Here is a 17564-nt window from a genome sequence, read left to right as displayed (position 1 = left end):
TTTCCGGTGCAAAAGTACTTCAATCGGAACTGTTTTCGTTTGTCGTAACGTGTACAAAACATTTCATTATCGGAATAATATACGGCAGAGGGATTGATTTTTTGTATATTTGCGGTCTAAAAAGGAATAAAACCATGGCCGTATTCTTACCTTCCGACACTTCATCCATCCACTATGAGGAAACCAATCTGGCCTCTCTGCGCTCGAAACCAAGCCATTTCGTGTGCGGGGTTTATTTGATTTGCGTCCGTGGCACGGCTGTCGTGTCCACCGGCGTGCAGCAATATGCCTTGGGGGAGCAGACCGAGCTTATTTTTCTTACAGGAAGCCTGATACAAGTGCTTTATGCGTCGGATGATTTTACGGTACGTTTGCTGATGTTTCCCAAAGAAGTTTTTCTGAAAGCCGTCCTGCCCATAGATACCCCTTACCTGAACTACACGCACGAACATCCTTGTTACCGTCATACGGAGGATGAGCGGAGCCAGGCCACATGGGTGCAGATCAATTTGTGGATGGATATGGCTCAGATGCTTTTTTGCGGAAATGTGTCCCCGTTCAGGCAGCAGCAAGAGTATAATTTCCTGCAGGGGTTGCTGATGTGGCTGTTCAACACCATACAGGAAAAGCTGTCGGTCGCGAAGCAGTACAGCCGTAAGCAGGCGATTTGCCACAGGTTCATGCAGTTGGTGCGCGACCATGGCGCACAGGAGCACCAAGTGGCTTTTTATTCAGAAAAGCTTTGCATCACTCCACGTTATTTGCATCAGATTACCGTCCGTTATATGGGTGGACGTTCGCCCAAGCAGTTGATAGACGAGCAGTTGGTGGCAGAGATTAAGGTATTGCTTAGCGAGCCGGACTTGTCCGTTACGGAAATCGCGGAGCGGCTTCATTTTACGGACCAGTCGTGCCTCACACGTTTTTTTAAAAAGAATACGGGAATGTCGCCCCGGGATTTCCGATTGAAAAATTTTGCGGGCGGGGAGCGTGAAATTTTTGTGCGCCAAACGGAAAATCGTTTGGCTTAGATTGAAAAATCAATTGCCGCAGAATGATTTGTGAATCTGCGGCAATTGATTTTTGGAATGGCTCTGCTTATTTACATCGTTAATTATGAGTGATTTATGAAAACGCCTGTTCCATAAGGCGATGTAAGCAGAAAAGCATACATTTTAGGTTGAGGCCCTTTACAACGGGAAGTCTTCGAAGGCATACAGTACGGTAGACAGGTAGCGTTCGCCCGTGTCGGGAAGCAGCACGACAATCGTTTTGCCCTCATTCTCCGGGCGGCGTGCGATTTGCAGGGCGGCGTGCAGGGCAGCGCCGGACGAGATGCCCGCGAGTACCCCCTCGTGGTTGGCCAACATGCGGGAGGCACGGACGGCATCTTCGTCTGTGACCCGGATGATTTCGTCCACCTGTTGGCGGTCGAAATTCACCGGAGCGAAGCCGGCACCTATTCCTTGTATTTTATGAGGCCCGGGGCTACCGCCGGAGAGAACGGGCGAGGCGTCCGGTTCTACGGCTATGGCTTGCACGGACGGATTGTGCTTTTTCAATCCTTTAGCTGTTCCGCTGATGGTACCTCCCGTGCCTACGCCGGCTACGAAGAAGTCCACTTTACCGTCTGTGTCGTTCCATATTTCCTCTGCTGTGGTTTGTACGTGTGCTTCCGGATTGGCCGGATTGTCGAATTGTCCCGGAATGAAAGCACCGGGATTTGCAGCTTTCAGTTCTTCGGCCTTGCGGATGGCTCCCTTCATGCCCTCGCTGCCCGGAGTGAGTACCAGTGTGGCACCTAATGCTTTCAGAAGATTGCGGCGTTCGAGGCTCATGGTTTCAGGCATGGTGAGCGTGAGCCGGTAACCTTTGACTGAGGCAATCCAAGCCAGTCCGATGCCCGTGTTTCCGCTAGTAGGCTCTATGATGAGGCTACCGGGACGCAGCAGGCCTTCTTTTTCTGCCGCCTCTATCATATAGAAGGCTGCGCGGTCTTTCACGCTTCCTCCGGGATTGAAACTTTCCAGTTTGGCCAGAACTCTGGCTTTCAGTTGTTCTTTCTTTTCTATGTGGCTGATTTCCAATAAAGGTGTACGCCCGATAAGTTCGGTCAGCGAATGATAAACCTTTTCCATAATCTTTTCTTTTTTGCGTTTGTCGAATGTATATGTATTACGTGGTTCTTAGGTATTCAGACTTGGGCGAAGGCCTGCGTCAGGTCAGAGAGCAAGTCGTCGATATGTTCCGTGCCGATGGAGAGACGTATCGTGGCTTGCGTGATGCCTTGCTCGGCCAGTTCCGTTTCATTGAGTTGGGAGTGGGTGGTACTGGCCGGGTGGATGACCAGCGATTTGACATCGGCCACGTTGGCCAAAAGAGAGAATATCTCCAGGCTGTCGATGAAGCGGAACGCTTCTTCACGTCCTCCCTTGATTTCGAAGGTGAAGATGGAACCGGCTCCTTTCGGGAAGTACGTTTCATATAGTTTATGGTCGGGGTGTCCGGGCAATGCCGGATGGTTGACTTTCTTTACCTTAGGGTGTGTGGAGAGGAAATCCAGGATTTTCAGGGTGTTCTCCACGTGGCGTTCCACCCGTAAGGACAAGGTTTCCAACCCCTGAAGAAGGATGAAGGCATTGAACGGGCTGATGGTAGCTCCCGTGTCGCGCAACAGTGTGGCGCGGATACGGGTGATGTAGGCTGCCGCTCCTGCCGCGTCGGTGAAACAAATGCCGTGGTAGCTGGCATCCGGTTGGGTGAGTTGCGGGAATTTCCCGGAAGCTTTCCAGTCGAATTTTCCGGAGTCCACGATGACACCTCCTAATGAAGTGCCGTGGCCGCCGATGAACTTCGTGGCCGAATGTACGACGATGTCTGCCCCATGCTCTATCGGACGGATAAGGTAAGGCGTGCCGAACGTATTGTCTATGATGAGCGGAATCCGGTGGCGGTGTGCGATGTCGGCCACGGCATCAATGTCTATGATGTTGCAATTGGGGTTTCCCAATGTCTCGATGAATACGGCTTTGGTGTTTTCCTGTATGGCTTGTTCGAAATTGCCGGGGTTTTCAGGATCGACGAATGTAGTGGTGACGCCGTATGCCGGCAGGGTGTGGGCCAGGAGGTTGTAGCTGCCGCCGTAAATGGTTTTGGCGGCTACGATGTGGTCGCCTGCATGTGTGATGTTCTGGAAAGCGTAAGTGATGGCGGCCGCTCCCGAAGCTACGGCCAGTCCGGCTATTCCGCCTTCCAAGGCGGCCATGCGTTCCTCGAACACTCCTTGCGTGCTGTTGGTCAGCCGTCCGTAGATGTTGCCGGGGGCTTGCAGGCCGAAGCGTGCGGCTGCATCGTCCGCATTGTGGAACACGTATGAGGCGGTTTGGTAAATCGGTACGGCACGGGCATCCGTGGCCGGGTCCGCCTGCTCTTGTCCTACATGGAGTTGCAGGGTCTCGAAGTGTAGTTTTGTTCTGTCCATGATGTTTCTGTTATTAAGTTCTTGACTGTTTCTTGTTTCGATGATGGCAAAGTTATGGTTTTTGGAATAATCAAACAAGAAGTGAAAGAAATACGGAAAAAATATCTATTTTTGTATTCAAAAACAGAATATACAGCCTTGTTTAAGGGGGCTACAGCTCTGTTTATAGACGTTTTTTCTATGGAAAGTTTAGATCATATCGACTTGCAAATCCTGCGTACTTTGCAAGATAATGCCCGTTTGACGACAAAAGAACTGGCCGCACGCGTGCATCTTTCTACGACCCCTGTTTTTGAACGCTTGAAGAGACTGGAGGCGCAAGGATACATTAAGAAGTATATCGCAGTGTTGGATGCCGAAAAGCTCAATCGTGGTTTTTTAGTATTTTGCCGGGTGAAGTTGCGCCGGTTGAACAAAGAAATCGCGGAAGAGTTCACGGGCATTATCCGGGAAATACCGGAAGTGACGGAGTGTTATAACATCTCCGGCAGTTACGATTACCTGCTCAAAATTCATGCGCCAGATATGAAGTATTATCAGGAGTTTCTTCTCAATGTGTTGGGGACAATCGAAAGCCTCGGTTCCATGGAGTCCACCTTCGTGATGGATGAGGTCAAGCAGGTGTATGGCATCCAGGTCTGACCTGGGCAGATAAAAATACAGATAAAACGGTTGTAAGGTCGTTATTAAATGTAAAAAGGGTCAGGAAGACGAATCTTATTTGTATATTTGGCTTCAGACAAGGTTTTTTTGTATCTACAGCAGCTTTATCTTGTATTTTTTACTATTAAATGATGATGAATATGAAATATAATACTTTATTGTTTCCGCGTAAAGCGAACCAAACGAACTTTTCCCTTTTCCTGTTGTCCATGCGTCTGCTATTCGGCTCTTTACTGATGACCCATGGTTATGCCAAACTGACAGGGTTTGCCGCCATGTCTGCTTCTTTCCCCGACCCGTTCGGAATCGGGAGCCGTTATTCCCTGATGCTGGCCATTTTCGGTGAACTGTTTTGTTCAGTAGCTTTCGTGTTCGGTTTCTTGTATCGTTTGAGTATGATTCCGATGATCGTAACGATGGCTGTGGCTTTTTTCTTTGCCCATGGCGGAAGCATGACGGGAGGTGAATTGGCTTTTGTCTATCTGGTTGTGTTCATTCTGATGTATATGGCCGGACCGGGTAAATATTCGGTGGATCATTGGATGACGAAAGGTGGAAAAAGAAGGCGGTAATTTAAATACACTATATTATGTTGATGACGACTACAGCCCTTGTGGAGGGCAAGCATATTACGAAGTATCACGGTGTGGTGACAGGTGAGGCTATCATCGGCGCGAACGCGGTGCGCGACCTTTTTGCCGGATTGCGGGATTTCTTCGGCGGGCGTTCGGGTTCGTATGAAGAGGTCTTGCGCAAGGCCAAAGACACGGCTTTGCGGGAGATGGGGGAGGAAGCGGCCCGGTTGGGTGCCAACGCGGTCATTGGAATCGACTTGGATTATGAAACGGTGGGGGCAAGCGGCAGCATGCTGATGGTGACATGCAGCGGTACGGCGGTGAGCATGGAATGAAATGGTAATATTGCGTAATAGTTTGCAAACCAAGGTACTATTGAAGTGAAAATACATGTATGTGACGAAATAGCGCAGATTTCCATAAGCGTGGATTGTTACCTTTGTGCAATAATCAACAATAACATAAGGAATTTGCGTTATGAGAAAAATGTATTTTTTAGGAGCCCATGTGTGGTTTGTGGCTTTATGGGGATTGCTGTTTTTGCCTTCGGCCTCATGGGCCGTTGGTGATGGCCGGAAAAGTGATGGACTGTCTTTGTGGTACGACCGTCCGGCTACGCAATGGATGGAAGCTTTGCCTTTGGGCAATGGCCGTTTGGGAGCCATGGTTTATGGGGGCACGCATACGGAGCGTTTGGCTTTGAATGAGTCCACGATGTGGTCTGGCGAGGAAGATCCGGAACAGCACAAGTACTTCGGGCACGAAATGTTGGACGGGTTGAGGAAGCTGTTCTTTGCCGGAAAGATAATAGAGGGAAACCATATCGCATGGGACAATCTGGTGGGTACACCCCATTCTTTTGGTACGCATTTGCCCATCGGGGATTTGAGGTTGGATTTCACTTACCCCCGTGGTGAAGTGGAGGGTTACCGTCGTTCGTTGGACTTGACGGATGCCGTTTGCCGGGTGGATTACGAAGTGGGCGGTGTGCATTATGCCCGTGAATATTTTGCTTCCAATCCAGATAAATTGCTAGTGGTGCGTCTTACGGCAGATAAAAAAGGCAGCCTGACTTTTGGGGTTTCGCTCGACTTGATGCGTGAAGCGGAAGTTAAGGCGGAATACGGTTTGTTACGGTTTGACGGGCAGGCCCTTTTCCCGATGCACGGAAAGGGCGGAGTGCATTTTGAAGGTAGGATTCGGGTGTTGGCCGAAAAAGGTACGGTGGAAGCCAATGGATGCCGGATTGAAGTCAGGAATGCCGACGCCGTGACGTTGTTGGTGGATGTGCGTACGGACTATAAAAGCCCGGACTACGAAACCTTATGCAAGGAAGGTATTGAGCGCGCTGCCGCTAAATCCTATAAGGAGTTGAAGCGCAATCATGTAGTTGATTATTCGCGATTGTTCAGCAGGGTGGAACTGCAATTTGAAGGGGAAGACGCTTCCAAGTTGCCCACTGATGTCCGCCGTAAAAATGCCTTGGCCGGAAAAGACGACCCGGCCTTGGACGCGCTGTTTTTCCAATACGGGCGTTACCTGACCATCGCCTCTTCGCGCGAGGATTCACCCCTTCCCATCGCCTTGCAGGGATTCTTCAATGACAATAAGGCCTGCACGATGCCTTGGACCAATGATTATCATTTGGATATGAATACCCAGCAGAATTATTGGGTGTCCAATGTGGGGAACTTGGCGGAATGTAATCGGCCGCTATTCGATTATATTGCCGATTTGGCTCGTTATGGGCGGAAGACGGCCGAGATCGTTTACGGTTGCAAGGGGTGGACAGTGCACACTACTGCCAATGTATGGGGATATACAGCGCCTTCCAATTGTATCCTGTGGGGGCTTTTTCCTACCGCTTCGTCGTGGATTGCCACACATCTGTGGACGCAGTACGAATATACGCAAGACAGGGATTTCCTTGCAAGGGAAGCTTATCCTTTGTTGAAAGGGAATGCGGAATTCCTGCTCGATTTCATGACGGAAGATCCTAATACGGGGTATTGGGTGACAGGCCCGAGTGTGTCGCCCGAGAATGGGTTTAATTATAAAGGACAGTACTGTGCGGTTTCCATGATGCCCACGTGCGACCGCACTTTGGTCTATGAAATCTTTTCGGATTGTATCCGCTCATCGGAAATATTAGGCGTGGACCGTGCTTTTGCCGATTCTTTACGTGCCGTGATGGCCAAACTTCCACCTTATAAGATTGGACGGGACGGAGGCATACAGGAATGGGCCGAAGATTACGAAATTGCGAACCCTAACCATCGCCATACTTCCCATCTGTTAGGCTTTTATCCTTTTGCGCAATATACAGCCGGCAAGAATCCGGATTTGGCAGAGGCGACACGAAAGACGATGGAACTGCGTTTGTCTGCCGAAGGTTGGGAAGACACGGAGTGGAGCTGGGCGAATATGATTTGTTTTTATGCCCGTTTGCGCGATGCAGACAAGGCTTATGAGAGCGTAAAGATATTGGAGGGAAAACTTTCCCGTGACAATTTGATGACGGTGTCGCCGGGTGGAATTGCCGGGGCTGAGAACGATATTTATGCGTTTGACGGAAATCCGGGAGGCGCTGCCGGTATTGCGGAAATGTTGGTACAGCAGCAAGAAGGTTATTTGGAGATTTTGCCCTGCTTGCCGCACCAGTGGAAGAACGGTTCGTTCCGAGGTTTGTGTATTCGCGGAGGGGCAGAGCTTGATGCAGAATGGCAGAATGAAGTGCTCCAAACGGTGGCATTGAAAGCAACGGCGGATCAGACCCTGAAAATCAAAATTCCAGAAGGTAAATCTTACCGCCTGACGCTGAACGGACGTAAAACAGATGCGCCGGTCGATGCCGACGGATGTTGGACGGTATGTTTGAAGAAGGGAGATGTACTGAATATGAGGTAAATGTAATCGTAAAGCTTCGGTCATTTTTATGGCTGAAGCTTTTTTATTTGATTTTATAGGTTATTTGATGTTTAAACCTTAACTTTGGGGATTCGGAAAAACTGTCTTTTCATGAGGAATATATTGTTTGCGCTGTTGTGGGTATGCCCGTGTATGATGGCATTTGCTTTTTTTCAAAACCCCGATGACTATTGTTTTTCGCATATCACATGCGAGAACGGCTTGTCGCAAAATAACGTGAAGGCCATCGTACAAGACCGCTATGGCTTCATTTGGTTGGGGACGAAAAACGGGTTGGATCGTTTTGACGGGAAGACTATGGTGCGGAAGGTTTGTGAGGATAGGAAAGCGCAAAAGGAAGGACGGGACATTTCGGCACTGTGTGCCGGAAGGAATGGGGCATTATGGGTCGGAACGGGGAACGGGGTGTTTTGTTATGATCCGGAATCAGACCGTTTTGTGTATTTGGAAGCAAAGACAAAAGAAGGCATACGGATAAACAGTTGGGTTCTGAATATAGTAGAAGACGAGGATGGTAGCGTATGGATTGTCGTGCCGGAACAAGGGGTGTTCCGGTATGTGCGGGGTAAGCTGCAATTATATAAGGTGGTTGAGGGAAAGCAGATGCAGGAATGTCCGGTAAGCCATTTGTTGGTACGCCGTAATGGTGAGGTGTGGCTTTCCACGTGGGGAGCAGGACTGTTCCGTTATGATAAATCTTCTAATCGTTTTGTGCGCCTTGCTATGGGGGAGGATGGCGGTTTTTGGGACGGGAAGAAGATGGTGATGATGTGCGAATATGATGGGAGCGTGGTGTTAGGGACGCATGAGGGGCGTTTGTTTAAGTATGTTCCGGGAGACCTTGTGCCAAAGGAAATGGAATGTCCCGGGTTACAGGATACTTATATCCGTTGCCTTTGTGTTGTCGGTGGCAAGCTTTGGGTCGGGACGTACAAAGGCATATTCGTAGTGGACGGGCAGACGGGGAGTTCTGTGTGCCTGACTCACAACGGAGAGAACGTACAAAGCCTGTCGGACAATGTGGTTTGTGCGTTTTATGCAGATGAAGATTCCGGATTATGGGTGGGCACGATGTATGGAGGGGTTGACTATATGCCATGCCCGGATGTGCATTTTTCCAAATACATGACCGGGAATGTCCGGCACTTTCCCGAGCGTGTAAAGGTAAGGGGAATGGCGGTGGATGGCTTGGGGCGGATATGGATTGGAACAGAAAATGCGGGTATATACCGGTTGGATTTGGAGGACGGGGGAATGACGAGGATGGTGACCGGTGCGGAAAGAAGGCCATCAGTCCTTTTTATGTCTTATTCGGAACAGAAAGTATATTGTGGCGTTTTTCAAGATGGATTGTGGGTGATCGATCCTTTGACGGGAGACATTACGCGGCATTCTTCCAAGAGTTTGCGTGTGGGAACGGGAGATGTGTATGCATTCCTTACTGACCGTAGGGGAGTCAGATGGTTGGGAACCGACCGTGGGCTATATAAGGCAGAGCCGGGAACTCTGGACTTCCGGAGAGTGGACGAGGTGGGCCGGTCATGGGTTTTCTGTTTGTTGGAAGCCCGTGATGGGGATTTATGGATAGGAACGATGGGCGATGGCCTGTGGGTGCGTGACGGTGAGACCGGAAAATTCCGCCGATATGGGCATGGCTCACAGGAAAGTAATGCTTTGGTGTCCAACAATGTGACTTCCGTAATGCAATCCCGGTCGGGTGATTTGTGGGTCGCTACGGAACGTGGTGGGCTATGTAAATACAACGCCGATACGGATGACTTTACGACTTTTTCGATGAAGGAGGGATTACCGGACGATGTGGTGTATGGCATACTTGAAGACCGGGATGGAGTGTTGTGGTTAGGAACCAATCGTGGGTTGGTAAGTTGGGACGGCGACCGTACGTGGAGGAACTTTACGACGGTGAACGGTTTGCCTGCGAACCAGTTTAACTATCAGGCTGTGGTGGAAGGGGCTGACGGACGCTTGTACTTTGGGACAGTGGATGGCATGGTGGCTTTTGAACCCAAGGGGGTGCGTAAGGAAAGTAAAGTTCCTCCATTGTATTTCACTAGCCTTACCGTCAATAATGAAGAGGTTCGTCCCGGTGTGGAAGGATCTCCTTTGTCTCGTTCCATTGGGTTTGCAAATGAGATAGAACTACCTTGTTATAATGCGAACATAGGGTTAACGGTTGCCTTGTTGAGCTATCCGGCTGCGTTTACAACCCGCTATTTCTATCGGTTGGAACCATTGGATGGCGAATGGGTGCAGGCAGAAAATAATCGAGTCGTGTATGCCACATTGCCTGTGGGACAGTACCGTTTGCAGGTGAAAGCAGTAGACGGGCATAGTGGCGTCGAGGTATTGCGTGAACTTTCGGTTACGGTTTTACCGCCGTGGTGGCGTACCAGTTGGGCATATGGGGTGTATGTGGTTGTGATATTGGCTTTGGTGTGGTTCTCCGCTAAGGTTTACAGGAGACGCCAGGAGCGTAGGTTGAGGATACGCCAACATTATCTGGAAATGGAAAAACAAAAAGAGTTGTATGAAGCCAAAACGGACTTTTTTACTTGGGTGGCAACCGGTATGCACCCCCCTTTGCAATTGCATAATGAAAGGGATGAGCCGGAGAATACCACTTGGGAGGTCTTACCGCTTGTGGGAATCAATGAAAAAGAACGTGAGTGGGCAAATCGGGTCATTCGCACGATAGAAGGCAACTTGATGGACGAGACTTTCAATGTGGAGGCTATGGCTGAACTGCTGAATATGAGCAGGTCTACTTTGTTAAGGAAGACCAAACAAGTGTTTGGACGTTCACCGGTGGATTTGGTCCGTGTGCTCCGGCTTAAGAAAGCTGCGGATTTAATGAATGAAGGAGGATATCGTGTTTCCGATATTGGTTATATGGTCGGATTCAGTTCGGCTTCTTATTTTAGCAAGAGTTTTCAGAAACAATTTGGCATGAGTCCGAAAGAATTTGCAAAACACTGTCGTGAAGGTGACGGTGTGGGATGACGAAACACGACTTTGCCGTAAATATGGTATTTTTTGCATCATGTCGGATAAAGTGTGCTGTGGGTGTTTTTTTAACTTTGTGACATTAATCTTTCTAAATTAATCCATGTGTATGAAAAAACAAATCGTTTCTTTTATCGTGTTTTTAGTCTCATTTTCGTTAAGTGCCGCTTCTCCGGTCATTTTGAAGGTGGCTACGTCTGATGGTGATGCGACACCCATATTGAGGCAGGCGATAGAGGCGGCGGCGACATATAAGGGGTGTCCGGTGTTAATCCAGTTGCAACAAGGAGATTACCATATTTATCGTACCTCTTCTTCTCCGTACCTATATTATATATCCAATACGGCTTCGGCAGAAGAGAATCCTGACCCGACGAAACATATAGGGATATGGCTCAAGGACATGAAGAATATTACAGTGGATGGAGGAGGTGCCCGTTTCGTAACCCACGGCGAAATGACGCCTTTCGTGATTGACGGATGCGAGAATGTCACTTTGAAAAATTTCTCATTGGTGGCTGCCGATCCGTCAGTACCTGAAATGACCGTGGTTTCAACCGATGCAAATTCCATCACTGCCAGGGTTACTGCCGGTTCGAGTTACGAGATAGAGGATGGGAAGTTTTATTGGAAAGGTGAGGGATGGCGTTTTGGCGGAGGCATTGCCCAGGTGTTCTATCCGCAAACCAACGTGACCAATCGGTGCGAATCCCCATTGGCCGGTGTGACGAAAGCCATCGAACTGGACGAGGGGGTGGTGCGTTTTAATTACGACCGTGCTCCCGGATTCAAAACGGGAGAGGTTTACCAGATGCGTCATTCCTTTCGGACTGAAGCATGCGGTTTTATACATCAGAGCAAAGACGTGAAGCTCGTAAATATCAAATTCCATTTCTTGGGTAATTTCGGGATTGTAGGGCAGTATTCCGAGAACCTGACTTATGAGAAGTTATATTGTGCGCCGGAATGGGGCTCGGGACGTACTTGTGCCGGGTTTGCGGACTTTGTCCAGATGTCTGGGTGCAAAGGGAAAATACGCATTCTTGATTCTTATTTTGAAGGGGCGCACGACGACCCGATCAATATACACGGCACGCATCTGAAAGTCATGGAATATGTTTCGGACAGGCAGGTGAAGGTGCGTTTCATGCACGGACAGTCATACGGTTTTGAGGCTTTTTATAAAGGGGATGAGGTGGAGTTCGTGGATGCTCATTCCCTGCGTTGCTTGCAACCGGCATGTGTGAAGGCTGTAGAACGGATAGACGATTATGAAATCCTGCTGACGTTGGACCGGGCTGTGAACGACAATGTGAAGACGGCGGAGAATGTGTCGGTGGAGAATGTGACATGGACACCCGAAGTGGAGATACGAAATAATTATTTCTCCCGTATTCCTACCCGGGGGATTCTGGTGACGACACGCCGGAAGGTCGTGATAGAAGATAACGTATTCTATCGTATCCCGATGAGCGGGGTACTGGTTTCCGACGATGCGCGGGGGTGGTATGAATCCGGTCCTGTACGCGATGTCACGATACGCCGCAACTTGTTTATGGAATGCGGTTCCCCCGTCATTGCCATGATGCCGGAAAATGACCGTTATGAAGGTGCCGTCCATCGCAATGTCCGTATAGAGGCTAATCGTTTTGTGATTCGCCAAGGGAGCGAGGCGGTATCTGCCCGGGCTACGGATGGCCTGATCATCCGGGATAATTATATCTCAGTGGCGGGAGACGGTCCTGTATCTCCGGATGCGTTCTTCCGTACGGAGGATTGCAAGGACGTGACGATAAGCGGAAACCGTTGCGGACGTTCGCTGCTGCGTTAATTGAAGATATAAATGTAGGCGTTCAGGTAAGTTGCCCATAACAGCCACAGGATATAGGGGATGAAACAGGCGGCCGCAAACTTGTCCTTTTTGAATGTGATAAGGATATAGTCCAGTACCACCACATCGAGTATCAGAATGATGCCCATGCCCCATAAGGGTTCCCGCAAAAAGAAGAAGGCGATACTCCAACAGAAGTTCAGGGCTAACTGTATCCACCATTCACGTTGGGATACTTTCAGGCCTTTGCCCCAGATTCGTCCCAAGGAGGTTCCTATCAGGATGTAAAGGATGCCCCATACGATAGGGAACGCTCCATTGGGAGGGGTGAGTACGGGTTTATTCAGGAAAGGATACCATTCCGCGATGGCTTCCCGCTGAAATAGCGAGGCGGAAAAACCTACTGACATGCAGAGGGCAATGGGCCATAAATATCGGGTCAAATGTTTCATAAGAATGAATTTGAATGTGAATCTTTTGAAGAGTTTTATATAGAAGGCAGTTCTGTACCGGGAGTCAGGTTTTCTATGAAGTGGACGGGATATTTATCCCAGTATTTTCTATACACCCTGTCTTTTTCTTTGTCGAAGTTGAGTTGGTACATCCGAAAGGTTACCAAGAAGTTTTTGGGTTGCCACAATTCTTCGTATGAGTATTGGTATTTCATGCCGAGGGCCTGCATGACTTTGCCGCTTCGAGGATTGTTTACGTCATGGGTGGCCGTAATATAAGGAATTCCGGTTTGTTTCAGTTGCTCGATGACGGCTTGGCATGCCTCAGTACAGAACCCTTTGTGCCAGAATTCTTTCTTCAGCCCGTATCCTAAGTCATGGCTGTCATTTCCGCTTACGTGCACATAACCTATCGGAGCAGGAGCTTCTTTCCGGCAGATGGCGTAGTATAACAGGGTTTCTCCTGCATGTACTGCCGCATGCTTGTCCTTGATGTATGCTTTTGCTTCTTCCAGGTTCTTAAGCGGAAACATCGGCAGGAATGTGTTTACGTCTCTGTCGCTAAGTATGGCAAACAGAGCTTCCGCGTCTTGTTCCGTGAAAGGACGTAATATCAGTCGTGCTGTTTCTAAATGATTCATCGGGCGTGTCAATTGGATGTTTTTACAAAAATAGTGATTTATTGGATAAAGAGGGACAAAACCGGTTGGTCTTTTTCGAGAACCTCTTGATTATTTTCCCGAGAATAGGCCAAAGGTAATGGCCCAATTCTGAGTCTTCTTTTGGAGACAGGGAGGTGCTACCGCTTCTGATAAGTCCCATTTTTAATAAGTCAATGGATAAATAAGGATATTTGTACTTTTCCAAAAGTCTTTAGGCCAGGAGAGTTTTGTCACAGTGGGTTGCGTCTGTAATCAAGATGACCATAAGCTGTCTGTATTAAGTGATGACCCGGTCGCCCCGTTCCCGGGCCAGGGTTCGTTCTATGTCCTTCATCTCTTTGTAATGCTTCATGATTTCCATATATTCTTCCTTGCGTGAAAGAATATCGGGTTGGCGCAATTTCAAGAGGATTTGTTTCAGTTCTTCGTCTACAATGGCCAATTTGAAGTCGGAAATCAGGTGGGGAACCAATTCGGTCAACCTCTCTTCATCGTTGGCGATTTTCTGATGTTTGGAATGATATTTGCTCAGTTGATATTTGTCACCACTCAACTCAAAAGCCAGCATACTGATATGGTTGTCCGGATGGTTCAGGAAATAGCGTTCTGACGAGAAGCCGTCCTCGTGTATATGGTCGATGGCTTCTTGCAGGATATGCTTATGAAGGGCGTTGTGGAACAGCAAACCGTCTTCTTGCAACGCATAGTTGATGAACTCGGCCACACTGACCGGGACTTCTTCTCCTTGTTCGTTTTCGGCGTAACATATAATTTTCTCTCCATAACGAATGAGGACTTGTATCAACAACAGTTCTTTCCTGTAGAATAACATGGCCTCGGCTCCCTTACCGGGAATGTAGGAGAGGGTGGATGCATTCTCTGTTATAGCCGGATTATTGCTAGGCGGAGTATTGGGAACAGGGGGGGCTGCCGGCGTTCCGTCATCCGGAATAGGGGGAATGCCCTCTTCAGAGGGTGGGAATGGGGATGGGGGAGGAAGACTGTCTTGGTCTAAGGAAGAGAGTGTTTGTCCGGAGGATGGCAACTGTGTGTGTTTACGATTTCGTTCATTTTCACGCTGTTTTTGCTTTTCCTCTTTGGCTTTGGCCATCTCTTTTGAAATGGCTGCTACTAACATTCGTTCTTCCATGTTCAGCATGGTTGCTGTTTCCCGGGTGTATACGGAACGCGTGATTTCATCCGGAATGACGGAAATGGTATGTACGATACTGCTGATGAGACGGGAAAGTTTGATAGGATCCCCTTGTGCCTCATGCAGTAATAAATCGGTTTTATATTTAATGAAATCTACCTGATGTTCGTTCAGATAAGCTTGATATTCGGTGGCGTTGTGCTTACGGGCAAAACTGTCCGGGTCGTCTCCGTCCGGAAGAAGTAGTAATTTGACGTTCATTCCCTCGGCCAATAGCATGTCGATGCCTCGTTCGGAAGCTTTGATACCGGCGGCATCTCCGTCGTAAAGTACGGTGATGTTTTCCGTAAAACGATGAATCATACGGATTTGTTCGGTGGTGAGTGCCGTTCCAGAAGAAGAAACTACATTTTCCACTCCCATCTGATGCATGGAAATGACATCGGTGTAGCCTTCCACTAAAAAGCAAAGGTCTTGTTTGACGATAGATTGTTTGGCCAAAAACAATCCATACAACTCTTTTTTCTTGGAATAAATGGCAGATTCCGGAGAGTTTTGGTATTTGACATTGACTCCTTTGGTGGCTGCGTCTAATACACGTCCTCCGAAAGCTACTACTTTTCCGCTTAACGTATGTACTGGAAAAATGACGCGCCCGAAAAAGCGGTCTTGTAATTGTCCGTTGTCACGTTTGTAACATAAACCAGTAGAAAGCAGGAACTCTTCTTTGTAACCTTTGGCCTTGGCTTCACGGGCACAGGCGTCTCTTTGCGAAGGACTGTATCCTAACTGAAACTTTTTTATGATATCGTCCCGGAAACCTCGTGAACGGAAATAGGCCATTCCAATGGCTCGTCCGTCTACTGTATTGTAGAGTTGGTCTTGAAAAAACTGGCATGCCCATTCGTTGACGACGAACATGCTTTCTCGCTCATCTTGAGCCTGCTTTTCCTCTTCTGTCAGTTCCCGTTCTTTGATTTCTATATTATATTTACGGGCCAAATAACGTAGGGCATCGGGATAGGACAGTTGTTCGTGCTCCATGATGAAGTGCACGGCATTGCCGCCTTTTCCACATGCGAAACATTTGCAGAGACCTTTGGATGGGGATACCACGAACGAAGGGGTACGGTCGTCGTGGAAAGGACATAAGCCTTTGTAGTTGACCCCCGCTTTCCGTAAAGTCACAAAATCCGATACGACATCCACAATCTGGGCCGCATCCATAATCCGGTCTACCGTAGCTCTGTCTATCATTCGTTCATTCTCCTATGATGGTGGCCGTGAGTTTGCGCCTTCCACCGTAGTCGCGGAACTCACAAAGGTAGATTCCTTGCCATGTACCCAAATTCAATTTACCTTTGGATATGGGGATATTGAGGCTGACGCCTGTCAGGCTACATTTGGCATGGGCCGGCATGTCGTCCGCACCTTCGAGGACATGGTCGTAATAAGGCTCGTTTTCTTTGATGAGACGGTCGTATATTTTAGTCATGTCAGTACGCACGTCAGGGTCGGCGTTCTCGTTGATGGAGAGCGCACAACTCGTGTGTTTGATAAATAGGTTCAATAAACCGGTTTGAGGCAAGGACGGAAGCTGTTCCGAAATCTCCCGTGTGACGAGGTGAAAACCTCGCGGTCGTTCACGTAATATGATTTCTACTTGTTGAATCATTCCTGTTCTTATGTATTAAGCCTGATGGATAGTCATTTGCGGGAATGGGAAATCAATACCCTGTTTGTTGAATTCGTCGTAAATGTTTTTGTTCATTTCGAAATATACATTCCAATAGTCACCGTTTGCTACCCATACTCTTATCGTTACATTAACACTACTGGAGTCGAGTGCGTGTAAGGCAATGACGGGGGCTGGTTCTTTTAAGATACGGTTATCTTTTTGAATGAGTTCGTTTACTACACTTTTCACCTTGTCGATGTCTTCTCCGTAATCAACTCCCACAATCCATTCGACGCGTCTTGTGTCCAAACGGCTATAATTTGTAATAACGCCGCTACTCATGGCTCCATTAGGAATGTAGACAACTTTGTTATCGGCCGTAGTGACCAAAGTATGCATGATTTGTATGGCTGTAACACTTCCCGAAACGCTTTGTGCTTCAATCCAGTCTCCTACTTTATAAGGTTTGAAGAAAAGAATGATAAGACCTCCGGCAAAATTTTGCAAATTGCCAGAGAGTGCCATGCCGATAGCTACACCGGCAGATGCCAACAATGCGGCGAATGAGGTCGTATTGATTCCTAATGCTCCTACAACAGAAACAATCAATAAGACATTGAGTAATATACTAACTAAACTTTTGAGGAATGTTTGGATACTGATTTCCACTTTCCGGCGTGATAGCATATTGCTCATCACGCGTTGGATAAGTGAGATAAGAAAACGTCCTACGATGTAGACGATAATGGCAATCAAAATGTTTTTTCCGGCGGAAATACACATATCTATCAATTTCTCGATAATGAGTTCTGTATGCCCGGATGCAATAGCTGAAACGACTTCTTTGGTTACATTGGTGGTATCTTTTGTTGCTTGTAAGATTTGTATCATAGTTTGTGGATTTATTGTATAATAACATATTGATTGTCGACTGCAAAGGTACTATATTCGATAGGAAATAAAAAAATTATGAGAATGTTTTTTGTTCTTATTATATTAAATAAGGTGTAAAATTCGTCAGTGGATATTTTTTTCGATTTTTATTGGTAAAACGTTTGGCAGTTACGTTAAAAGGTTGTACCTTTGCACTCGCTTTCGGGAAGCAAGGCCTTGTGTG

14 protein-coding genes and 1 pseudogene are annotated in these 17564 nt (G+C 48.0%); 7 read left to right on the top strand and 8 right to left on the bottom strand.

What is annotated here, in order from left to right; all coding sequences use genetic code 11:
- The first annotated feature begins 134 nt into the window (after window positions 1–134).
- Window positions 135–1031: a helix-turn-helix domain-containing protein gene (locus tag AC5RDV_RS12240; protein ID WP_282748494.1), complete on the top strand. Its 897-nt coding sequence runs from the start codon at window positions 135–137 to the stop codon at window positions 1029–1031.
- Between the two features lie 159 nt (window positions 1032–1190).
- On the opposite strand, the gene cysK is transcribed toward AC5RDV_RS12240, so the two are convergent.
- Both cysK and AC5RDV_RS12230 read right to left on the bottom strand, forming a co-directional pair.
- Complete coding sequence (cysK, locus tag AC5RDV_RS12235; RefSeq protein ID WP_282748495.1) at window positions 1191–2138, bottom strand: cysteine synthase A; 948 nt, start codon at window positions 2136–2138, stop codon at window positions 1191–1193.
- Between the two features lie 56 nt (window positions 2139–2194).
- A complete protein-coding gene (locus AC5RDV_RS12230; protein ID WP_008626796.1) occupies window positions 2195–3481 on the bottom strand; it encodes an O-acetylhomoserine aminocarboxypropyltransferase/cysteine synthase family protein in 1287 nt (428 codons plus the stop codon).
- Window positions 3482–3661: 180 nt separating this feature from the next.
- Here AC5RDV_RS12230 and AC5RDV_RS12225 point away from each other — a divergent pair, with 180 nt between their 5' ends.
- The 6 genes from AC5RDV_RS12225 (at window position 3662) to AC5RDV_RS12200 (ending at window position 12502) form a co-directional block, all read left to right on the top strand.
- Complete coding sequence (locus tag AC5RDV_RS12225) at window positions 3662–4123, top strand: Lrp/AsnC family transcriptional regulator (protein WP_040602783.1); 462 nt, start codon at window positions 3662–3664, stop codon at window positions 4121–4123.
- A gap of 152 nt (window positions 4124–4275) precedes the next feature.
- Window positions 4276–4716 carry a DoxX family protein gene (locus tag AC5RDV_RS12220; protein WP_008626794.1) on the top strand — a complete coding sequence of 147 codons (441 nt, stop codon included), beginning with the start codon at window positions 4276–4278 and terminating at the stop codon, window positions 4714–4716.
- Between the two features lie 17 nt (window positions 4717–4733).
- Window positions 4734–5054: a heavy metal-binding domain-containing protein gene (locus tag AC5RDV_RS12215; RefSeq protein WP_008626793.1), complete on the top strand. Its 321-nt coding sequence runs from the start codon at window positions 4734–4736 to the stop codon at window positions 5052–5054.
- A 142-nt stretch (window positions 5055–5196) separates the two neighbouring features.
- Window positions 5197–7626 (top strand): glycoside hydrolase family 95 protein, encoded by a 2430-nt coding sequence (locus tag AC5RDV_RS12210; protein WP_282748496.1) that lies wholly within the window; start codon window positions 5197–5199, stop codon window positions 7624–7626.
- Between the two features lie 111 nt (window positions 7627–7737).
- Window positions 7738–10668, top strand: coding sequence for a two-component regulator propeller domain-containing protein (locus tag AC5RDV_RS12205; RefSeq protein ID WP_282748497.1), 2931 nt, complete (start codon window positions 7738–7740; stop codon window positions 10666–10668).
- A gap of 112 nt (window positions 10669–10780) precedes the next feature.
- Complete coding sequence (locus AC5RDV_RS12200) at window positions 10781–12502, top strand: right-handed parallel beta-helix repeat-containing protein (RefSeq protein WP_282748498.1); 1722 nt, start codon at window positions 10781–10783, stop codon at window positions 12500–12502.
- On the opposite strand, the gene AC5RDV_RS12195 is transcribed toward AC5RDV_RS12200, so the two are convergent.
- The 6 genes and pseudogenes from AC5RDV_RS12195 to AC5RDV_RS12170 all read right to left on the bottom strand — a co-directional run bounded on the left by AC5RDV_RS12195 (window position 12499) and on the right by AC5RDV_RS12170 (window position 17338).
- Complete coding sequence (locus AC5RDV_RS12195; RefSeq protein ID WP_282748499.1) at window positions 12499–12954, bottom strand: TspO/MBR family protein; 456 nt, start codon at window positions 12952–12954, stop codon at window positions 12499–12501. The two genes, AC5RDV_RS12200 and AC5RDV_RS12195, sit on opposite strands and share 4 nt — an antisense overlap.
- A 35-nt stretch (window positions 12955–12989) precedes the next feature.
- On the bottom strand, window positions 12990–13595 hold the full coding sequence (locus AC5RDV_RS12190; protein WP_008626787.1) for a GNAT family N-acetyltransferase: 606 nt from the start codon (window positions 13593–13595) through the stop codon (window positions 12990–12992).
- 85 nt (window positions 13596–13680) lie between these two features.
- A pseudogene (locus AC5RDV_RS12185) lies at window positions 13681–13821 on the bottom strand (adenylate kinase); the annotation flags it as partial.
- A gap of 72 nt (window positions 13822–13893) precedes the next feature.
- Window positions 13894–16026: a DNA primase gene (dnaG, locus tag AC5RDV_RS12180; RefSeq protein WP_008626786.1), complete on the bottom strand. Its 2133-nt coding sequence runs from the start codon at window positions 16024–16026 to the stop codon at window positions 13894–13896.
- Window positions 16027–16030: 4 nt separating this feature from the next.
- Window positions 16031–16444, bottom strand: a complete 414-nt coding sequence (locus AC5RDV_RS12175; RefSeq protein WP_008617736.1) for a secondary thiamine-phosphate synthase enzyme YjbQ — start codon at window positions 16442–16444, stop codon at window positions 16031–16033.
- Between the two features lie 15 nt (window positions 16445–16459).
- Window positions 16460–17338, bottom strand: a complete 879-nt coding sequence (locus AC5RDV_RS12170; protein WP_008626782.1) for a mechanosensitive ion channel family protein — start codon at window positions 17336–17338, stop codon at window positions 16460–16462.
- Window positions 17339–17564: the final 226 nt, after the last annotated feature.

It is taken from the genome of Paraprevotella sp., from assembly GCF_986071375.1.
Note: the sequence above shows the minus strand (reverse complement) of the source record. Positions and strands in the feature narration are given on the sequence as shown.

Bases quoted from the DNA above. Each gene is read 5' to 3' on its own strand.
- AC5RDV_RS12210 (WP_282748496.1), top strand. From the start codon at position 5,197: ATGAGAAAAATGTATTTTTTAGGAGCCCATGTGTGGTTTGTGGCTTTA.
- AC5RDV_RS12205 (WP_282748497.1), top strand. From the start codon at position 7,738: ATGAGGAATATATTGTTTGCGCTGTTGTGGGTATGCCCGTGTATGATG.
- AC5RDV_RS12240 (WP_282748494.1), top strand. From the start codon at position 135: ATGGCCGTATTCTTACCTTCCGACACTTCATCCATCCACTATGAGGAA.
- AC5RDV_RS12170 (WP_008626782.1), bottom strand. From the start codon at position 17,338: ATGATACAAATCTTACAAGCAACAAAAGATACCACCAATGTAACCAAA.
- AC5RDV_RS12190 (WP_008626787.1), bottom strand. From the start codon at position 13,595: ATGAATCATTTAGAAACAGCACGACTGATATTACGTCCTTTCACGGAA.
- dnaG (WP_008626786.1), bottom strand. From the start codon at position 16,026: ATGATAGACAGAGCTACGGTAGACCGGATTATGGATGCGGCCCAGATT.
- AC5RDV_RS12195 (WP_282748499.1), bottom strand. From the start codon at position 12,954: ATGAAACATTTGACCCGATATTTATGGCCCATTGCCCTCTGCATGTCA.
- AC5RDV_RS12215 (WP_008626793.1), top strand. From the start codon at position 4,734: ATGTTGATGACGACTACAGCCCTTGTGGAGGGCAAGCATATTACGAAG.
- AC5RDV_RS12200 (WP_282748498.1), top strand. From the start codon at position 10,781: ATGAAAAAACAAATCGTTTCTTTTATCGTGTTTTTAGTCTCATTTTCG.
- AC5RDV_RS12220 (WP_008626794.1), top strand. From the start codon at position 4,276: ATGATGAATATGAAATATAATACTTTATTGTTTCCGCGTAAAGCGAAC.
- AC5RDV_RS12175 (WP_008617736.1), bottom strand. From the start codon at position 16,444: ATGATTCAACAAGTAGAAATCATATTACGTGAACGACCGCGAGGTTTT.
- AC5RDV_RS12225 (WP_040602783.1), top strand. From the start codon at position 3,662: ATGGAAAGTTTAGATCATATCGACTTGCAAATCCTGCGTACTTTGCAA.
- cysK (WP_282748495.1), bottom strand. From the start codon at position 2,138: ATGGAAAAGGTTTATCATTCGCTGACCGAACTTATCGGGCGTACACCT.
- AC5RDV_RS12230 (WP_008626796.1), bottom strand. From the start codon at position 3,481: ATGGACAGAACAAAACTACACTTCGAGACCCTGCAACTCCATGTAGGA.